Raw genomic sequence first — 18,619 nt, 5'->3', positions numbered from 1 at the left:
TTTTCAGCCTTTCTTTTTACAATAATATATTGATAGAGCATTAAAATTAGAGGAGATTAAATATGAAACAGATTGGAGTATTTGATATAATTGGTCCTATTATGGTAGGACCTTCAAGTTCGCATACTGCAGGTGCAGCAAGGCTTGGAAAAGTTGCAAGAAGTATAGCAGGTAATGATATACGTGAAGTTACTTTTATTCTTCATGGTTCTTTTGCTAAAACTTACAAAGGACATGGAACTGATAAAGCACTAGTTGCAGGAATTTTGGGAATGGAACCTAGTGATGAAAATCTTAGAAATTCTCTTGAAATTGCTAAAAAGAGAAATATAAAAGTTTTATTTAAAACTGCAGATTTAGGAAATATTCATCCTAATACCGTAAAATTTATAATAAGAACGAGTGATGATAAATATGTTGAAGTATTAGGCTCATCAATTGGTGGAGGAAATATAAAAATAACAGAAGTAAATGATAATGAAGTTGATTTTAATGGAAATTATGAAACTCTTATAATAATACATAAAGATACACCTGGAATAATAAATCATGTTTCATGTGCATTATACGATAGGGAGATAAACATAGCGTTTATGAAGGTGTTTCGCTATGAAAAAGGAGAAGGAGCTACAATGGTTCTTGAACTTGACAGCAAAATATCAGATAGCCTCATTTCTAAAATAAGAGAGATAGATACTGTAAGAAAAGTTATACTTATACATCCTGTAGAGGAGGACGAAATATAATGGAAATAAGAACAGGAGAAGATCTTTTAAATTATTGCATATCAAAAAATATTTCATTAAGTGAGTTTGCAATACAAAAAGAAATAAAAGATAAAGATGTACCACGAGAAAAAGTAATTGAAAGAATGGCAAAGAATCTTGAAGTAATGAAAGAAGCCGCAGGAATTGGAAGAAAAACTAAGATCTATTCAGTAAGTGGTCTTATAGGAGGAGATGCATATAAGATTCAAAAATATCAGGAAAATAAAAAATCGCTTACTGGAGATATTATGGTAAAAGCAATGGCTATGGCAATTTCATCATCTGAAGTAAATGCATCTATGGGAAGAATAGTTGCATGTCCTACAGCTGGTTCATGTGGAATACTTCCAGCAGTAATTCTCTCAGCAGGAGAAAAACTTAATTTATCTGATGATAAACTTATAGAAGGACTTTTTGCAGCAGGGAGTATTGGAATTATAATAGGCTTAAATGCAACTCTTGCAGGAGCAGAAGGAGGATGCCAAGCAGAATGTGGCTCAGCAGCTGCTATGGGAGCTGCTGCAGTAGTTGAACTTATGGGTGGAACTGTCAAAATGAGTTTTGATGCGGCATCTATTATTTTGCAAAATGTATTAGGACTTGTATGTGATCCTGTTGCTGGACTTGTTGAAATACCATGTGCGAAAAGAAATGTTCAAGGAGCTGTGACTGCACTTTGTACGGCTGATCTTGTAATGGCAGGAGTTGAATCAAAGATACCTTTTGATGATGCTGTAGATGCTATGTATAAGGTAGGAAAGAGTCTTCCATCAGAACTAAGAGAAACAGCAGAAGGAGGTATTGCTGCAACTAGAGAAGGAATAAGGCTTAAAGAGAAGGTATATGGAAAAATTAAAGAGTAGTTCAAAATATGAACCTTTTTACAACATAATAATTATATGATATAATTTCTACATTATTATATAAAATTTTCGTATGATTTTCAATTTGATGGTTTGAAGAGTTTTTATATACTTATATAATAGCAATCTATGATATAAGTATATATTAGCATAGTAGTTTCCATAGGTAGCACTTCTATTTTATTAGAGATGCTTTTTTTAATTGCATTATACGAATATTATTATAATAAAAAATAGCAGAGAGGATAAATGCGTTGGAAAAGAAAAATAATCATCAGAATGAAATTGGACTTATTTATGGAATTGATGATACACCATCACTATATATGCAGATACTTTTGGGTATTCAACATATATTTGCTGCATTTGGAGGTATTATAGTTGTACCGCTTGTTATATGCAGTGTATTAAAATTTGATGCAGCAACATCAACAGCACTTATGAGTACAACTATTCTTGCAGCAGGAGTTGCAACATTTATACAATCAAGAGGAATAGGAAGGATTGGTTCAAGAGTTGCATGTATAATGGGAACAGATTTTACATTTGTCTCACCAAGCATTGCAGTAGGAAGCGTAGCTGGACTTCCTGGAATAATTGGAGCGACAATACTTGGGTCATTTATTGAAATAATATTAAGCTTTTTTATTAAACCATTAATGAAACTATTTCCTCCACTTGTAACAGGTACAGTAGTATGTCTTATAGGTCTTACTCTTCTTCCTGTTTCAGTTGATTGGGCAGCAGGTGGAAGCGGAGCTTCTGATTATGGAAGTATACTTAATATATCAATAGCACTTGGAGTAATGATATTTACACTTTTGTTAAATCATTATGCAAAAGGAATAACAAGTACAGCATCAATACTTATAGGTATGGTTGTTGGGTATATTATATGTATACCTATTGGAAAAGTTGATTTCTCAACTGTATTTTCAGCATCTTGGTTTTCATATCCTAAGATTTTCGGATATGGAGTTGACTTTAGTTTAAAGAATGTAGTTCCATTTATTCCTGCATATTTAGTAACTACTATAGAAACAGTAGGATGTCTTAAAGCTGTATGCCAGGTTTCTAAAGTTAAAGATAATGATGATATTATTGGAAAAGGTGTACTTGCAGATGGAGTTGGAAGTATGATTGCAGGATGTCTTGGTACATTCCCCAATACATCATTTAGTCAAAATGTAGGTGTAATTCCACTTACAAAAGTAGCAAGTAGAAAAGTAGCTGTAATGGCAGGTATAATTCTTATTTTACTTGGCTTTTTCCCTAAGTTTAGTGCAATAATAAATGTTATGCCAAGCCCTGTACTTGGAGGAGTAGGCATCGTAATGTTTGGTACTGTTGCAGCAGCCGGAATTCAAACTTTAAGCAGCGTAAAAATTAGTAATAGAAATTTACTTATAATTGCAACATCAATAGGACTAGGACTTGGAGTTACATTCAGACCAGAAATATTGAGTTCTTTTCCAGAAGGCATAAAAATGATTTTTTCTTCAGGAATTTCAACAGGAACAATAGCTGCACTTTTATTAAATTTAATATTAAAAGAAAAATAGGAGATGTAATAATATGAAAGCTTTAGAAAAGCGAATATTAAAAGAAGGTAATGCACTTTCAAAAGAAGTATTAAAAGTAGACTCATTTTTAAATCATCAAGTTGATCCAAAATTAATGTATGAAATGGGTGAAGAATTTAAAAAATATTTCGAAAATCATAATATAACAAAAATATTTACAATAGAAAGTTCTGGTATTGCACCAACAGTAATGACAGCATATCTTATGGGTCTTCCTATGGTTACATTAAAAAAACAAACATCAAAAATTTTAAATGGAGATGTTTATCAGACAACAGTACATTCTTTTACTAAAAACAGTGATTATGAACTTACACTTTCTAAAAAGTACATATCAAAGGATGATAATATACTTATAATTGATGATTTCTTAGCTAATGGAGAGGCTGCACGAGGCGCTGCAAGATTAGTTGAAGAAGCAGGAGCAAAGGTTAAAGGAATTGGAATAGTAATTGAAAAATCATTTCAGCCAGGACGTGAATTTTTAGATAAAAAAGGATATAATGTTTATTCACTTGCAAGAATATCAAAACTCGATAAAGGGATAATTGAATTTGTTAATGAATAAAAAAAGTATTGAAAAAAGAAATCTTTTATATAGTTTTGCTATTTTAACTTTAGGAGTAATAATTGCAGTTTTAAACATATTCATACATATACCTAATAAAATTGTAAACATATCAAGAGGATTATTTTTTGCAGGATTTATATGCAGTATTTTTCATTTATTCATTTTGAAAATTTCTAAAAAAATAAATAGATTGGACGAAACTGATGAATATGATGAAAATGAAAAAAATATCCTTTTAAAAGAAAAAGTAAGTTCAAAAATATATTCAATATTTTTATATTTAGAATGTTTATGTATTATAATTTCCTCATTTTTTAAATATCAAAAAATTCTTTATATTTTATCAATTGTAATTACTGCAAAACTTTTAACTTGGATTTTTATAGCTTCAAAGTTTACAAAAAATATTATAGATGAATAAAAAAATTATATTGTTTATCAATTATAGATATATTAAAATTATTATATAAGATGGTGGCAGATATTATGATAGAATTTAAAAAAAAAGTAAAAACTGAATTTGATAATTATGTTAAAAATTATGATATAAAAAACATTAAAATAAAATTAAAAGTAGATCACACATATAGAGTAGCAGATTATTGTGAGCGTATAGCTAAAAATCTTTCATTAAAAGAAGATGAGATAACTCTTTCATGGCTTCTTGGAATTTTACATGATATAGGAAGATTTGAGCAGATAAAAAGATATAATACATTTAATGATTCAAAATCTATAGATCATGCAGAACTTGGAGCAGATATTTTATTTAAAGATGGTATGATAAAAAGGTTTTTAACTAATAATAAGAATTATAATCTTATTGAAAATGCGATAAGATATCATAATAAGTATAAACTGCCAAGTGAATTAGGAAAAAAAGAAGAATGTTTTGCAAATATTTTAAGAGATGCGGATAAAATAGATATATTAAAGGTAAATACAATTGTACCATTTGAGGATTTATATGATGTTTCATCTAAAAAGCTATATGAATCTGATATTAGCTTAGAAGTATTAGATAATTTAATGAATAGGGAAACAGTTTTAAGAAAATTAAAAAAAACACCAGTTGATAATATAGTAGGTCATATATCATTTATATTTGGACTAAATTATAAATCAAGTATTAAAATTGTAAAAGAAAATGGAGACCTTGAAAAGCTAATGAATTTTAAATCATTAAATGAGAATACTAATATAAAATTAAAAAAGATAAGAGAAGAAGTTAATAAATATATTGATGAAAGTCTTAGATAGTTTTAGTGATAATAAATATTAAAATATTTTATAGATACGTATAGGAGGGTAAAATTATGAAAAATAAAAATTTTGTTAAAATAATACTTGATATTATTATGTTTATATCATTTATGATAATGTACAATAAACGGACTATATCTATGAAGTTTCATGAAGTTTTTGGAATTGTTTTACTTTTTATATTTATAATACACGTTTTGTTAAATGCAAAGTGGGTTGCATCTATAACTAAAAAATTATTTTCTAAAACAATCAAGTTTAAAACAAAATTGTGCTATCTTATAGATATTCTGCTTTTTATAGCAGCTATATTTATAGTATTAAGTGGAATTTTTATTTCTAAGACAATTTTAACTAATATATCATCTAACAATATGATATGGAAAATAGGTCATACGTCAGTAGCTGCTTTTGCCCTTATTCTTTTAGGAATTCACATAGGACTTCATTATTCTTTTATAAAAGGAATGTTTTTAAAAATTGTAAATGTACCAAAAAAGTTACGAAAAATTTTAATTATTATATTTGTTATTTTTATAGCTGTTTTTGGATCATATAGTGCTTATGCATCTAATTTTTCAAATTGGATAAATACACCAATTACAAAAATTACGGCAGGAAATATAGATATTCATAATAATATACAAAAGGGTTCAGGAATGGGTAGTGGACAGCATAAAGATCAGGAAGTAAATATTTTAACAGCAGGAAATGTAGCTGCCACATATATGTCTATTGCATGTTTGTTTGCATTAATTACAGTTTTTGTAGAAAAAATTTTTAAAATTATAAAATCATGAAAATATATTAGATTTTTATAGTTTTAATAGTATTTGTATAACAAAAAGAAAGTTTCCAGTAGTTATAGGGAGCTTTCTTTTTTAATGAGAATAATGATATAATATCAGTTATAAAAATGTTAAATTATTATTTTAAGAAAGGTTGTAAAGATGAAAAAAATTAATGAAGTTTTTAGTGATTATAATTCGGGTGAAAATATATCATCAGCACTTGTTCAAGGTGTTACTTTAAAAAAGAAAAGTAATGTTCTAATTATAAAAGTTAAATCAAATAAATTTATACAACCTTATGAAATAGGTGATCTCAATAATTTCATAAAAGAAAGATTTATGCTTAATGAGTCTAAGATAGAGATAGAATATTTAGATGGAGTTACAAAAAAACTTACAGAAGAAGATTTTATGGAAATATTATCATATCTTTCTGAAAATCATCCTCTTTTAAAAACTGCAGTTGATAATTGCAGTATAGATATAGAAGATTATAAAATTTATTTAAGATTTAAGATGATTTTATCTGCAATGTTAAAAAGGCTTAATTATGATAGAAAGATTCAAAAAGTTTTAAAAAACATTTATGGTGTTAGTTATACTGTTGAATTTATAGATAATATAGATGCTGAAGAGCTTATCAAAATTAATGAAAGCAGAAATAGAGAAAAAATTATTGAAATTGAAAAAGAAATTAAATCAACTGAAAATGTTAAAAAAGTTATAAAAAATAAGAGTCAGAGAAATGAAATGAATGTTTCTCAAGAGTCAAAGAAAAATTCCGATCCGTCATTGATTTTAGGAAGAAGTTCTAATATTAAAGAAAAAGTTATGAAGATAGCTGATATTACTGAAGATGAAGGTAAAGTTTCAATACAGGGAGAAATATCCAATATCGAAGATAAGGAACTTAGAAGCGGAAAAATTCTAGTCTCATATGATATATATGATGGCTCAAGTTCAATAACATGTAAATCATTTTTAAAGCCTGAACAGTCTCAAGAGGTCTTATCAAGACTTAAAAAGGCAGAGGGAATAAGAATTTTTGGAAATGCAGGATTTAGTAAATTTACGAATGAAGTTGAAATAATAGGAAATGTAGTAGTAGAAACTGAAGGAATAAAGAGAAAAGTTAGAGAAGATAATGCAGAAGTTAAGAGAGTAGAGCTTCATATGCATACTAAAATGAGTCAGATGGATGCAATGACAAGTGCAACAGATTTAATAAAGAAAGCTATGAAGTGGGGAATGAAATCTATTGCTATTACAGATCATGGAGTAGTTCAGGCTTTTCCTGAAGCACATAAACTTTTAGGTAGAGATAATCCTAAAATGAAAATAATTTATGGAGTAGAGGCATATCTTGCGCCAGAGAGAAAACCATCTGTATGTAATATAAAAGGTCAGAAACTTGATACTGTTTACTGTGTACTTGACCTTGAAACAACAGGTTTTTCACCTAAAATTGAAAATATAACTGAAATAGGAATAATGAAAATTAAAGATGGAAAAGTAATAGATAGCTTTAGTAAATTTGTAAATCCAGGAAAGCCTATACCTCAAAGAGTAGTTGAAGTTACTAATATAACAGATGATATGGTAAGAGATGCAGATAGCATAGATAAGGTATTTCCACAGATGCTTAAATTTATAGATGGAACTGTTCTTGTTGCGCATAATGCAGAATTTGATATAGGATTTTTAAAATATAATGCGAAAAAATTAGGATATGATTTTGATTATACTTACCTAGATACATTATCTTTAGCACAGGATTTATTTCCTGATTTTAAGACATTTAAGCTTGGAAGAATCGCTAAAAAACTTGGAATAAAAGTTGAAGTGGCACATAGAGCTCTTGATGATGTTGATACAACAGTAAAAGTATTTAAACTTATGCTTGATATGCTTAAAAAAAGAGGCGTAGAAAATTTAAGTGATATAGAAGATTTGGCACTAGATGAGGAATCTAAAAAATATGAATATAAAAAAAGAAGAACGTATCATGCAATAATACTAGCTAAAAACTATGTTGGGCTTAAAAATCTCTATAAACTTGTATCATTTTCACATCTTGATTATTTTTATAAAAAACCACGTATATTAAAGAGTCTTTATAAAAAATATTCAGAAGGTCTTATCCTTGGAAGTGCATGTAGTGAAGGTGAATTATATCAAGCAATACTTCTTGGAAAACCTGATGAAGAGATAGAAAAAATAGCAAGAGATTATGATTATCTTGAGATTCAGCCTTTAGGAAATGATGATTATCTTATAAGAAATGGTCAGGCACCTGATAAAGAGTATTTAAAAGATATAAATAGAAAGATTATAAGTCTTGGAGAAAAATTAAATAAACTTGTAGTAGCAACTGGAGATGTGCATTTTATGGATCCTCAAGATGAAATATACAGGCGTATATTAGAAGCTGGGCAGGGCTTTAAGGATGCAGATTCTCAGGCACCTTTATATCTAAGAACTACAGAGGAAATGCTTGATGAATTTTCTTATTTAGGAGAAGAAAAAGCTTATGAAGTAGTAGTTACAAATACAAATAAGATTTCTGATATGTGTGAGAGAATAAGTCCTATTTCACCAGAGAAATGTCCACCTCATATAGATGGATGTGAAAAAACAATAAAAGATATTGCATATAAAAGAGCTCATGAATTATATGGTGATCCTCTTCCAAAGATTGTTGAAGATAGGCTTGAAAAGGAACTTGAATCAATAATAAAAAATGGTTTCTCAGTTATGTATATAATAGCGCAGAAACTTGTATGGAAATCAAATTCAGATGGATATCTTGTTGGATCAAGAGGATCTGTTGGTTCTTCAGTTGTAGCATATATGACTGGAATTACAGAGGTTAATGCGCTTGCTCCACATTATAGGTGTCATAAGTGTAAGTATTCAGACTTCTCTGATTATGGAGTGAAAAATGGATTTGATCTTCCAGATAAGACATGTCCTGTTTGTGGAGAAAAACTTGATAAAGATGGAATGGATATTCCGTTTGAAACATTCCTTGGATTTAATGGAGATAAAGAACCAGATATTGATTTAAACTTCTCAGGTGAATATCAGGCAAAAGCCCATAAATATACAGAAGTAATATTCGGAAAAGGAACTACATTTAAAGCAGGTACAATAGGAACTGTAGCGGATAAGACTGCATTTGGATATGTAAAAAAATATTTTGATGATAAAAATGTTAATGTAAGTAAAGCAGAGATAACAAGAATATCAAAAGGATGTACTGGAATTAAAAGAACTACAGGACAGCATCCAGGTGGAATTATAGTTGTTCCAAAAGGAAGAGAAATATATGAATTCTGTCCTGTGCAGCATCCAGCGGATGATCCAGATTCTGATATAATAACAACACATTTTGATTATCACTCAATAGATCAGAACCTTTTAAAACTTGATATATTAGGTCATGATGATCCGACAGTAATAAGAATGCTTCAAGATATTACAGGAATAAATCCACATAAGATACCTCTTGATGATAAGGAAACTATGTCTCTTTTTTATTCCACAGAGGCACTTAAAGTAACTCCTGAGCAGATCAATTCAAAAGTTGGTACATTTGGAATACCTGAATTTGGTACTAAGTTTGTAAGAGGAATGCTTGTAGATACAACGCCAAAGACGTTTACAGATCTTTTATGTATATCAGGTCTTTCACATGGTACTGATGTATGGCTTGGTAATGCTAAAGATCTTATTGATTCTGGAATAATAACAACCATAAGTGATGCAGTCTGTTGTAGAGATGATATAATGGTTTATCTTATAAAGAAAGGTCTTCCTAAGAATACTTCATTTAAGATAATGGAAACTGTTCGTAAAGGTAAAGCACTTAAAGATCCTGAAAAATGGAAAGAATATGAAGATTTAATGAGAAGTCATGATGTACCAGAGTGGTATATAGAATCCTGCAAAAAGATTAAATATATGTTCCCTAAAGCACATGCTGCTGCATATGTAATGATGGCATTTAGAATTGCATGGTTTAAGGTTCATATACCTAAAGCATATTATGCTGCATATTTTAGTATAAGAGCAAAAGCTTTTGATGCAGAATTTATGATTTTTGGAAAAGATAAAGTAAAAGAAAAGATGAAAGAAATTATAGCTCAAGGAAATGATGCAGCTCCTAAAGATAAGGATATGTATGATGATCTTGAAATTGTACTTGAGATGTATGAGAGAGGATTTAAGTTTTTACCAATTGATTTATATAAATCTGATTCAACTAAATTTAAAGTTGAAGATGAGGGGATAAGACCTCCAATAAATAGTATTTCAGGAATGGGAAATGTTGCAGCAGAAGATATTTCTAAAACTGTTCATGAAGAGGTTCCTATAAGTTCTGTTGACAATTTGAAAAAACGTGCAAAAATAGGAACAGCAGCTACAGAACTTCTTAGAAAATTTGGATGCTTAAATGGTCTTACTGAAAGTGATCAGGTAAGTTTTTTTGATATGATGAAAAACTAGACTTTATTATTAAACATATTAATTTTAATAAAAGGGCTGTCGTATAAAATAAAGTATTATAATGTTTTTTGCTAATTTATAATGTAAAAATCTAATCTTTATTTTAAATAAGACAGTTCTTTTTGTATTATAAGGGGTGAAAAAATGAATGAAAGAAAATATTACAGAATAGGGGAAGCATCTAAAATATGTAATGTACCTATAAAAACTTTAAGATATTACGATGAGGTAGATATTTTAAAACCTGCCAAAATTGATGAGCAAAGTGGATATAGATATTATACAGTAAAAGAGTTTACTCTTATAAGTGTAATAAGATACTTTAAGGATGCGGGTTTTTCACTAAAAGAAATAAAACGCCTGTTAAAAAGAGATAATTTAGATTATAACAGAAAAAAGATAGATGAAAAATGCAGAGAAATTGATGATAAGATATCAGATCTTTTAATAGTAAGACAAAAGCTTCAGTTTTGTAGTGATATAACTTACAAAGAACATGAGAATATAGAAAAGAATGAGAAAATTGTTATAAAAGATATACCAGAATGTTTTGTAGCTTATTATAGAGAAATGGGAGAAGTAAATTCTGATGATTTTGTTGTAAGGTACTGCCGTCTTCATTCGCTTATAAAAAGAAATAATTTTCATATGAATAAAAATGTTATGGCAGTTTATTATGATAATTGCATAAGTTTTGAAAAGAATTCATCACTTTTTGATATTGAAGTATGTGCTCCGATTTCTATGAATAAAGAAATACCAGGAAAGGTAAGAAAATTTGGAGGATTTAAAGCTGCATCTATGATTCATTATGGAAAATATGATACAATGATAAATTCATATAGAAAAATGAATGAGTATATAAAGGAAAATGGATACGAAATTTGTGGACCTGCTGTGGATAATTATCTTGTTGATATAGTGAGTACAGCTGATGAAAATAATTATATTACAGAACTTTTAATTCCAATAAGAAAAAAGCCTTGACTCTCCATTAACTGGAGGGTGTATTCTTTCAATTGTTAAATTGAAAGAGGTGGTTATTTATGTCAGAATGTACAAAAGGATCAAAGAATATTTTTGAAAACGAAAGATTAATTAAATTAATTATGAAATTTTCAATTCCATGTGTAATTGCATTACTTGCTGATTCACTTTATGGAATAGTAGACCAAATATTTATAGCAAACGGAGTTGGTTTTATAGGCAATGCAGCGACAAATATTGCTTTCCCTATATCAGTTATTGCAATTGGATTTGGACTTATGTTTGGAGATGGAGGAGCAGCACTTTACAGCATGAAGCTTGGAGAGAAAGACATAGAAGGTGCTATTAAAGTTGTTCATAATTCAATAGCTATGTTAGTTTTATGTGGAATATTATTTACACTTTGTGGATATCTTTTTATGCCTCAGCTTTTAAATATTTTTGGAGCAACAGATACCAATTATACTCTTGCAAAAGAATATCTTTTTTACTCACTCCCTGGACTTACATTTCTTATTTGTGCATGTGGTTTGAGTGCGATAATTCGTGCAGATGGAGATCCTAAATATTCAATGGGTGCTGTTTTAAGTGGAGCATTTATTAATCTTATTTTGGATATAATATTTATATTTGGATTTAATATGGGGATAAAAGGAGCTGCAATAGCAACAGCTGTAGGTGAAATTTTATCAGGATGTATTGCACTTAGTTATTTAAGAAAATTTAAAAATATTAATCTTACTCAAAAAGTTTTTAAAATGAGTGCAAAAATAATATCAAGAATTTCATTAATTGGAATATCAGATTTAATAACTCAGATTTGTGTTGGAATTATTATAATAGTAAGCAATAATATGCTTGCATTATATGGAGCACAATCTATATATGGAAGTGAAGTTTGCCTTTCTGCCATGGCTATAGTTATGAAGGTAAATGAAATTTTTATGGCAATAATTATAGGTATAGCAGCAGGGGGACAGCCTATTGCAGGATATAATTACGGAGCTAAAAATTATAGACGTGTTAAAGATACATTTATTTGTCTTGTTAAAATTACAACAGTAGTTGCAATAATAGGTTTTATATTTTTTAGATTTTTTCCTTATGCAATAGTTAGATTATTTGGTCAAAGTGATTATCTTTTTAATAATTTTGCAGTAAAAGCTATGAAAATATATTTATGTATGTATATATTGAACGGTTTTGAACTTACATCATCTATATTTCTTCAATCAATTGGGAAGCCTTATAAAGCAATTATTCTTACAATCTCTAAGCAATTTATCTTTATAATTCCACTATTACTTATACTTCCGCAATATTTTGAAGTTTATGGAGTTTTATACGCAGGCCCGATTTCTGAAATCTGTTCATTTATTGCAGCATTTATAGTTATGTTTTATGAGATAAAGAACATAGAGAAGTTACAGATAATGAAAGATTGTTAAAATATAATTAATTATCTATTATGAACAGAAAGTTATACTTATTAAGTATATTAATATCTAAATTAAACAAATCTTGACCTTTTTAGTAGAATGGTATATTGTATTAACTAGAGATAATAAAAAAATGAAACTAGGGGAGCTAATGCTTTTTGGCTGAGATTGGAAAGAAAATTTCCTGGACCCTTTAAACCTGATGTGGTTAGTACCAATGTAGGGAAGTATTATAGTATGATTTTAATGCGGTCCTATTTTGGACTGCATTTTTTATTTATTCAAAAGACAAATAGATTTATAGGGAGGTAAAAAAATAGTGTATGAAAAACCTCAAACACAGAAACTTGCGATAAGTGGAATACTTATTGCACTAGCAGTAGTATTTGGAACTTTTTCAATTCCTATAGGTGCTGCTAAGATTTCTCCAGTGCAACATTTTGTTAATGTAGTTGGTGCAATTACATTAGGACCTTTATATGCATGCATAAATGGTTTTGTAGCAGCAACAATAAGAAATATGCTTGGAACAGGAAGCCTTCTTGCATATCCTGGAAGTATGATAGGAAGCCTTCTTGCAGGAATATTATACAAAAAAATAAAGAAGCCATTATCAGCAGTTGTGGGTGAAATAATAGGAACAGGACTTATTGGTGGAGTAGTTGCTTATCCTGTTGCAGCCTTTCTTATGGGAAAGCAGGCAGCATTATTTGCTTATGTAATTCCATTTACATTAAGTTGTAGTGCAGGAGCAGTAATTGCTTATATGTTTGTAAAGCTTCCTATTATAGGAAAAACATTAGCATCACATTCTAGATAAAACGAAAGGATGGATTTTTTATGTTAAGGGCACTTACTATAGCTGGTTCAGACAGCTCTGGTGGAGCAGGAATACAGGCTGATTTAAAGACGTTTTCTGCAAATGGAGTATTTGCAATGAGCGCAATAACGGCAATAACGGCACAAAATACAATGGGGGTTAAGTCTATTGAAGATATTTCACCTGAAATGATAAAAATGCAGATAAAAGCTGTATTTGATGATATACGTGTTGATGCAGTAAAAATAGGAATGGTTTCTAAAAAAGAGTCTATAGAAGCTATAACAGAGACTCTTTTAAGTATAAAAAATCTTCCACCTGTAGTTTTAGATCCTGTTATGATATCTAAAAATGGTTTTAATCTGCTTTCAAAAGATGCAGAAGATATTTTAGTTAAGAAACTTTTTCCTTTAGCATATCTTATTACACCTAATATTCCTGAAGCTGAAGAAATTCTTAAGATAAAGATATCTAATGTAAGTCAAATGAAAGAGGCTGCTAAAAGACTTATTAATTTTGGGCCAAAAGCAGTTCTTGTTAAAGGTGGACATTTAGATGGTGAAGCTATAGATATTTTATATGATGGAAATGAATTTTCAGTTTTTAAGCAGGATAGAATACATACAAAGAATACACATGGTACAGGATGTACTCTTTCTTCTGCGATAGCTTCAAATTTAGCAAAAGGAATGAGCATTTCAGATGCAGTAAAAGAAGCAAAAAGATATATTACAATAGCAATTAAACATAGTATTAACCTTGGACATGGGGTAGGTCCAACGAATCATTTTTACGAATTATATAAAAAAGCTGGAATAGAAATATTTGATAAGTAATTTTTAGGAGGAAAACATAATGAATAAATATAAAACACAAATTGAAGCAGCTAAGATGGGTATTGTTACACCAGAGATGAAAATTGTTGCTAAAAAAGAAAACATGAAAGAAGAAAAATTAAGAAAGCTTGTTTCAGAAGGAAAAGTTGCAATTCCTGCTAATGTTAACCATAAATCATTAGATCCTGCAGGTGTTGGTGATGGCCTTAAAGTTAAAATAAATGTTAATCTTGGAATTTCAGGAGATTGTATAGATTACACTCAGGAAATGAATAAAGCTAAACTTGCTACAAAATATGGTGCTGAAGCAATAATGGATTTAAGTAACTATGGTAAGACTTCAACATTTAGAAAAAAACTTATAGATTATTCTCCAGCAATGATAGGAACAGTTCCTATGTATGATGCAATAGGATATCTTGAAAAAGATCTTTTAGATATTAAAGCAGAAGATTTCTTAGACGTAGTTCGTGCACATGCTAAAGAAGGAGTAGATTTTGTTACAATTCATGCAGGAATAACAAGAAGAACTGTAGATTCATTTATGGAAACAAAGAGAAAAATGAATATAGTATCACGTGGAGGTTCACTTCTTTTTGCATGGATGAAGATGACTGGAAATGAAAATCCATTCTATGAACATTATGATGAACTTTTAGATATTCTTCATGAATATGATGTAACTATTAGTTTAGGAGATGCTATGAGACCTGGATGTCTTGATGATTCTACAGATGCAGGACAAATTGAAGAACTTATAGAACTTGGAAAACTTGCAAAAAGAGCATGGGATAAAAACGTTCAGGTTATGATTGAAGGACCAGGACATATGGCAATGAACGAAATTGCTGCAAATATGCAAATTGAGAAGAGATTATGCCATGGAGCACCATTTTATGTATTAGGACCTATAGTTACTGATATTGCACCAGGATATGATCATATAACATCATCAATAGGTGGAGCTATAGCTGCAATGAATGGAGCTAACTTCTTATGTTATGTTACTCCAGCAGAACATTTAAAACTTCCAGATGAAAATGATGTAAAAGAAGGAATAATAGCAGCTAAAATAGCAGCTCATGCAGCTGATATGGCAAACGGAATAAAAGGTTCACGTGATATGGACAATAAAATGGCAGATGCAAGAAATAAACTTGATTGGGATGAAATTTTTAAGTGTGCAATTGATCCTGAAAAAGCAAAGAAATATTTTGAAAGCATTCCTCCAGAAGATAGACACAGCTGTTCAATGTGTGGAAAGATGTGTGCTGTTAGAACAACAAACAGAATATTAAATGGAGAAAAAGTTGAACTTCTTAAGGAAGAAACTGAAAATAAATAAATACCAAAGGACAAATGACATAGGACAAAGGACAAATTTGGAAGTTTCTGCTTTGGCGCAGAAACGTTGAATTTATGAGCTTTCGCTTCAGGCGAAAGCTCTTTGTCTTTTGCATAAGCTTAAAAAGACCTACCTTATTTTTCATTTGCTAAAGCTTTTTTGCAATTGACTAGAAAGTTTTTTTGACATTATAATAGTAGTGTATAAATAATTGTCTGACCGCAAGGGAGTTTCCGAGCGAGAAGGAAAATATAAAACTAAATATATTACTTCTTGTTCTTTGAAATTCAGGTTTTACTTTGTTTGATACAAATAAAATTGAATGGAGAGAATAAAATGAATTTTTTAGAAAAGTACGAGAAAGAATTTGAAAAGTATGACAGAATGGATCATGATTTTATTGATGATGATTTGATATGGTCAAAAATTAATGCCCATAAGAATCCATCTAAAGAAGACGTAAGGAGAGTTTTAAAAAAAGCTGAAAAGTGTATAAGACTTGAACCTGATGAAGTTGCTATTCTTGTCCAAAACAATGATAAGGAAACAATAGAAGAGATGTACTCTTTAGCTCATAAGCTTAAAGAAGAAGTATATGGTGATAGAATAGTATTCTTTGCACCACTATATATAAGCGATGAATGTGCTAATAATTGTAAATATTGTGGATTTAGAAGCAGTAATACTGCAATGAAGAGAAAAACTTTAACTATGGACGAAATAGAAGAAGAAGTTAAAATCATGATTGAAGAAGGACAAAAAAGAACTGTACTTGTATATGGAGAATCTCCAAATACTGAGGCAGAATTTATGGCAGATACAGTAAAAAAAGTCTACAGTGTAAAAACAGAACATGGTGAGATAAGAAGAGCTAATATAAATGCAGCACCTCTTACAGTAGATGAATTAAAGTTATTGAAAAAAGTTGGAATTGGAACATTTCAAGTATTTCAGGAAACTTATCATCATGATACATATAAGAAGATGCATCCACAGGGTACAATAAAAGGTAACTATAGATGGAGATTATATGCAATGGATAGAGCTCAAGAAGCTGGTGTAGATGATAATGGTCTTGGAGTTCTTTTTGGACTTTATGACTGGCGTTTTGAAATAATGGGGCTTTTATATCACACAATTCATCTTGAAGAGAAATTTAATGGGGTAGGACCTCATACTATATCCTTCCCAAGAATTACACCTGCAACAGATACACCATATTCAAATCATCCTGAATATAAGGTGAATGATGAAGATTTTAAGAAGATTATAGCTATTCTTCGTCTTTCAATACCATATACAGGTCTTATTTGTACTGCAAGAGAGTCTGACGAGGTTAGAAAACAAGTTCTTCCTCTTGGTGTATCTCAGATAGATGCAGGAACAAGAATAGGTGTTGGTGCATATGCTAAGTCTAAGAAAGCCAATTCACTTCCTGATAAAGAACAATTTACTATAGAAGATTCGCGTTCACTTGATGATGTTGTAAAAGAAATATGCGATATGGGAGCAATACCTTCTTTTTGTACAGCCTGTTATAGAGCTGGAAGAACTGGTGAAGAATTTATGAAAGTTGCAAAATCAAAATTTGTTCATAATTTCTGCATACCAAACGCTATATTTACTTTAAAAGAATATCTCATGGATTATGCGTCAGATGAAACTAAGAAGATAGGACTTGAAACATTAAAGAAACATCTTGAAATTTTTAAGGGAGAACCTAAATATGATGAAATTTTGAAGAACTTAAAAAGACTTGAAGATGGAGAAAGAGATTTAAGATTTTAATAAATAACTAAAGACAAAGGACAGATAATGAGAAAGTTTTTCTTTTTCATTATTTGTCCTTTATTATATGTGTGCTAAAAATGAAAAAATAAAGACTAAATTGTAAAATTATAATATAATGTAGATAAAATATGATATAATTTAAATATAATATGAGAAAAATAGAAAGAGTGGTAAATATATGGTAAATTCTACAATAAAAAAGGCTGCAGATTTATTAGATAATGTAAGAGAAAAAAACCCTCTTATTCATAATATAACTAATTATGTTACAGTCAATGACTGCGCCAACATACTTCTAGCAATCGGGGCATCACCTATTATGGCAGATGATTTAAGAGAAGTATCAGATATAGTTTCTATATCATCAGCGCTTGTAATAAATATAGGTACATTAAATGAACGTACAGTTGAATCTATGCTTATTGCAGGAAAAAAAGCTAATGAATTAAATATTCCTATAATTCTTGATCCTGTAGGAGCTGGAGCATCAAATTTTAGAAACTCAACAGTAAAGGCAATCCTTGATAATGTTAAAGTAAGTATTATTAGAGGAAATATTTCTGAAATTAAATTTATAAGTGGTTTAAAATCATATACAAAAGGGGTAGATGCAGGAGAAAGTGATCTAAATTCAGAAAGTAAGGAATCTGAAACTATTGTATATAATCTTGCTAAAAATTTAGAATGTATAGTTGCAATTACAGGTGTATATGATGTTATTTCAGATGGAGATAAAACAGTTATATTAAGTAATGGAACAAAGATGCTTTCAAAAGTTACAGGAAGTGGATGCATGACAACTGCACTTATAGGTGCATATGCAGGAGCAGCTTATGATGATTTATTTTCTGCTGCTGTTGCAGGAATACTTACAATGAGCATTGCAGGAGAAATTTCAATTGAAAAGAACGGAAAAAAAGGAACAGGTAATTTTCATATAGGAATTATTGATGCTGTAAGTAATATGACTTCAATGATGCTTAAAAGAAGAGGAAAAATAGAAACACCAGAAAATTAAAAGTTTGTCTATCTTATTATAGCTGCCAAATTAGTA

General features: G+C 29.6%; 15 protein-coding genes and 1 riboswitch. All 15 genes read left to right on the top strand.

Annotated features, from left to right (window positions below; all coding sequences use genetic code 11):
* Positions 1 to 62: 62 nt before the first annotated feature.
* The 15 genes from sdaAB to thiM all read left to right on the top strand — a co-directional run bounded on the left by sdaAB (position 63) and on the right by thiM (position 18,583).
* A complete protein-coding gene (sdaAB, locus tag MTX53_RS11030; RefSeq protein WP_244833834.1) occupies positions 63 to 746 on the top strand; it encodes an L-serine ammonia-lyase, iron-sulfur-dependent subunit beta in 684 nt (227 codons plus the stop codon).
* A complete protein-coding gene (sdaAA, locus tag MTX53_RS11025) occupies positions 746 to 1,630 on the top strand; it encodes an L-serine ammonia-lyase, iron-sulfur-dependent, subunit alpha (protein ID WP_244833833.1) in 885 nt (294 codons plus the stop codon). The genes sdaAB and sdaAA overlap by 1 nt, the downstream gene beginning before the upstream one ends.
* A gap of 254 nt (positions 1,631 to 1,884) precedes the next feature.
* Positions 1,885 to 3,192, top strand: coding sequence for a nucleobase:cation symporter-2 family protein (locus tag MTX53_RS11020; RefSeq protein ID WP_244833832.1), 1,308 nt, complete (start codon positions 1,885 to 1,887; stop codon positions 3,190 to 3,192).
* A gap of 13 nt (positions 3,193 to 3,205) precedes the next feature.
* Positions 3,206 to 3,781, top strand: a complete 576-nt coding sequence (locus tag MTX53_RS11015; protein WP_244833831.1) for a xanthine phosphoribosyltransferase — start codon at positions 3,206 to 3,208, stop codon at positions 3,779 to 3,781.
* Positions 3,774 to 4,205, top strand: coding sequence for a hypothetical protein (locus tag MTX53_RS11010; RefSeq protein ID WP_244833830.1), 432 nt, complete (start codon positions 3,774 to 3,776; stop codon positions 4,203 to 4,205). Before MTX53_RS11015 ends, MTX53_RS11010 begins: the two co-directional genes overlap by 8 nt.
* Positions 4,206 to 4,270: 65 nt before the next feature.
* Positions 4,271 to 5,044 (top strand): HD domain-containing protein, encoded by a 774-nt coding sequence (locus tag MTX53_RS11005; protein ID WP_244833829.1) that lies wholly within the window; start codon positions 4,271 to 4,273, stop codon positions 5,042 to 5,044.
* 56 nt (positions 5,045 to 5,100) lie between these two features.
* On the top strand, positions 5,101 to 5,847 hold the full coding sequence (locus tag MTX53_RS11000; RefSeq protein WP_244833828.1) for a DUF4405 domain-containing protein: 747 nt from the start codon (positions 5,101 to 5,103) through the stop codon (positions 5,845 to 5,847).
* A gap of 150 nt (positions 5,848 to 5,997) precedes the next feature.
* The gene (gene polC, locus MTX53_RS10995; protein WP_244833827.1) at positions 5,998 to 10,347 is read left to right on the top strand and encodes a DNA polymerase III subunit alpha; all 4,350 of its coding nucleotides are present in this window, start codon (positions 5,998 to 6,000) and stop codon (positions 10,345 to 10,347) included.
* 144 nt (positions 10,348 to 10,491) lie between these two features.
* Positions 10,492 to 11,334: a MerR family transcriptional regulator gene (locus MTX53_RS10990; RefSeq protein ID WP_244833826.1), complete on the top strand. Its 843-nt coding sequence runs from the start codon at positions 10,492 to 10,494 to the stop codon at positions 11,332 to 11,334.
* A 59-nt stretch (positions 11,335 to 11,393) separates the two neighbouring features.
* Positions 11,394 to 12,782, top strand: coding sequence for an MATE family efflux transporter (locus tag MTX53_RS10985; protein ID WP_244833825.1), 1,389 nt, complete (start codon positions 11,394 to 11,396; stop codon positions 12,780 to 12,782).
* Positions 12,783 to 12,904: 122 nt separating this feature from the next.
* Positions 12,905 to 13,016: riboswitch (TPP riboswitch) on the top strand.
* Positions 13,017 to 13,092: 76 nt separating this feature from the next.
* Complete coding sequence (gene thiW, locus MTX53_RS10980) at positions 13,093 to 13,593, top strand: energy coupling factor transporter S component ThiW (RefSeq protein ID WP_244833824.1); 501 nt, start codon at positions 13,093 to 13,095, stop codon at positions 13,591 to 13,593.
* A 20-nt stretch (positions 13,594 to 13,613) separates the two neighbouring features.
* Positions 13,614 to 14,429 (top strand): bifunctional hydroxymethylpyrimidine kinase/phosphomethylpyrimidine kinase, encoded by an 816-nt coding sequence (gene thiD, locus MTX53_RS10975; protein ID WP_244833823.1) that lies wholly within the window; start codon positions 13,614 to 13,616, stop codon positions 14,427 to 14,429.
* A gap of 19 nt (positions 14,430 to 14,448) precedes the next feature.
* Complete coding sequence (gene thiC, locus MTX53_RS10970; protein WP_244833822.1) at positions 14,449 to 15,774, top strand: phosphomethylpyrimidine synthase ThiC; 1,326 nt, start codon at positions 14,449 to 14,451, stop codon at positions 15,772 to 15,774.
* 336 nt (positions 15,775 to 16,110) lie between these two features.
* Positions 16,111 to 17,562, top strand: coding sequence for a [FeFe] hydrogenase H-cluster radical SAM maturase HydG (gene hydG / locus MTX53_RS10965; RefSeq protein WP_244833821.1), 1,452 nt, complete (start codon positions 16,111 to 16,113; stop codon positions 17,560 to 17,562).
* 181 nt (positions 17,563 to 17,743) lie between these two features.
* Positions 17,744 to 18,583, top strand: coding sequence for a hydroxyethylthiazole kinase (gene thiM, locus MTX53_RS10960; protein ID WP_244833820.1), 840 nt, complete (start codon positions 17,744 to 17,746; stop codon positions 18,581 to 18,583).
* Positions 18,584 to 18,619: the final 36 nt, after the last annotated feature.

It is taken from the genome of Clostridium sp. BJN0001 (assembly GCF_022869825.1).
Classification (GTDB): domain Bacteria; phylum Bacillota; class Clostridia; order Clostridiales; family Clostridiaceae; genus Clostridium.
The sequence above is the reverse complement of the archived record's forward strand: the minus strand, read 5'-3'. Positions and strand labels throughout refer to the sequence as shown.

Bases quoted from the DNA above. Each gene is read 5' to 3' on its own strand.
- MTX53_RS11000 (WP_244833828.1), top strand. From the start codon at position 5,101: ATGAAAAATAAAAATTTTGTTAAAATAATACTTGATATTATTATGTTT.
- MTX53_RS10985 (WP_244833825.1), top strand. From the start codon at position 11,394: ATGTCAGAATGTACAAAAGGATCAAAGAATATTTTTGAAAACGAAAGA.
- thiM (WP_244833820.1), top strand. From the start codon at position 17,744: ATGGTAAATTCTACAATAAAAAAGGCTGCAGATTTATTAGATAATGTA.
- sdaAA (WP_244833833.1), top strand. From the start codon at position 746: ATGGAAATAAGAACAGGAGAAGATCTTTTAAATTATTGCATATCAAAA.
- MTX53_RS11015 (WP_244833831.1), top strand. From the start codon at position 3,206: ATGAAAGCTTTAGAAAAGCGAATATTAAAAGAAGGTAATGCACTTTCA.
- MTX53_RS11010 (WP_244833830.1), top strand. From the start codon at position 3,774: ATGAATAAAAAAAGTATTGAAAAAAGAAATCTTTTATATAGTTTTGCT.
- thiD (WP_244833823.1), top strand. From the start codon at position 13,614: ATGTTAAGGGCACTTACTATAGCTGGTTCAGACAGCTCTGGTGGAGCA.
- hydG (WP_244833821.1), top strand. From the start codon at position 16,111: ATGAATTTTTTAGAAAAGTACGAGAAAGAATTTGAAAAGTATGACAGA.
- MTX53_RS11005 (WP_244833829.1), top strand. From the start codon at position 4,271: ATGATAGAATTTAAAAAAAAAGTAAAAACTGAATTTGATAATTATGTT.
- sdaAB (WP_244833834.1), top strand. From the start codon at position 63: ATGAAACAGATTGGAGTATTTGATATAATTGGTCCTATTATGGTAGGA.
- polC (WP_244833827.1), top strand. From the start codon at position 5,998: ATGAAAAAAATTAATGAAGTTTTTAGTGATTATAATTCGGGTGAAAAT.
- MTX53_RS10990 (WP_244833826.1), top strand. From the start codon at position 10,492: ATGAATGAAAGAAAATATTACAGAATAGGGGAAGCATCTAAAATATGT.
- thiC (WP_244833822.1), top strand. From the start codon at position 14,449: ATGAATAAATATAAAACACAAATTGAAGCAGCTAAGATGGGTATTGTT.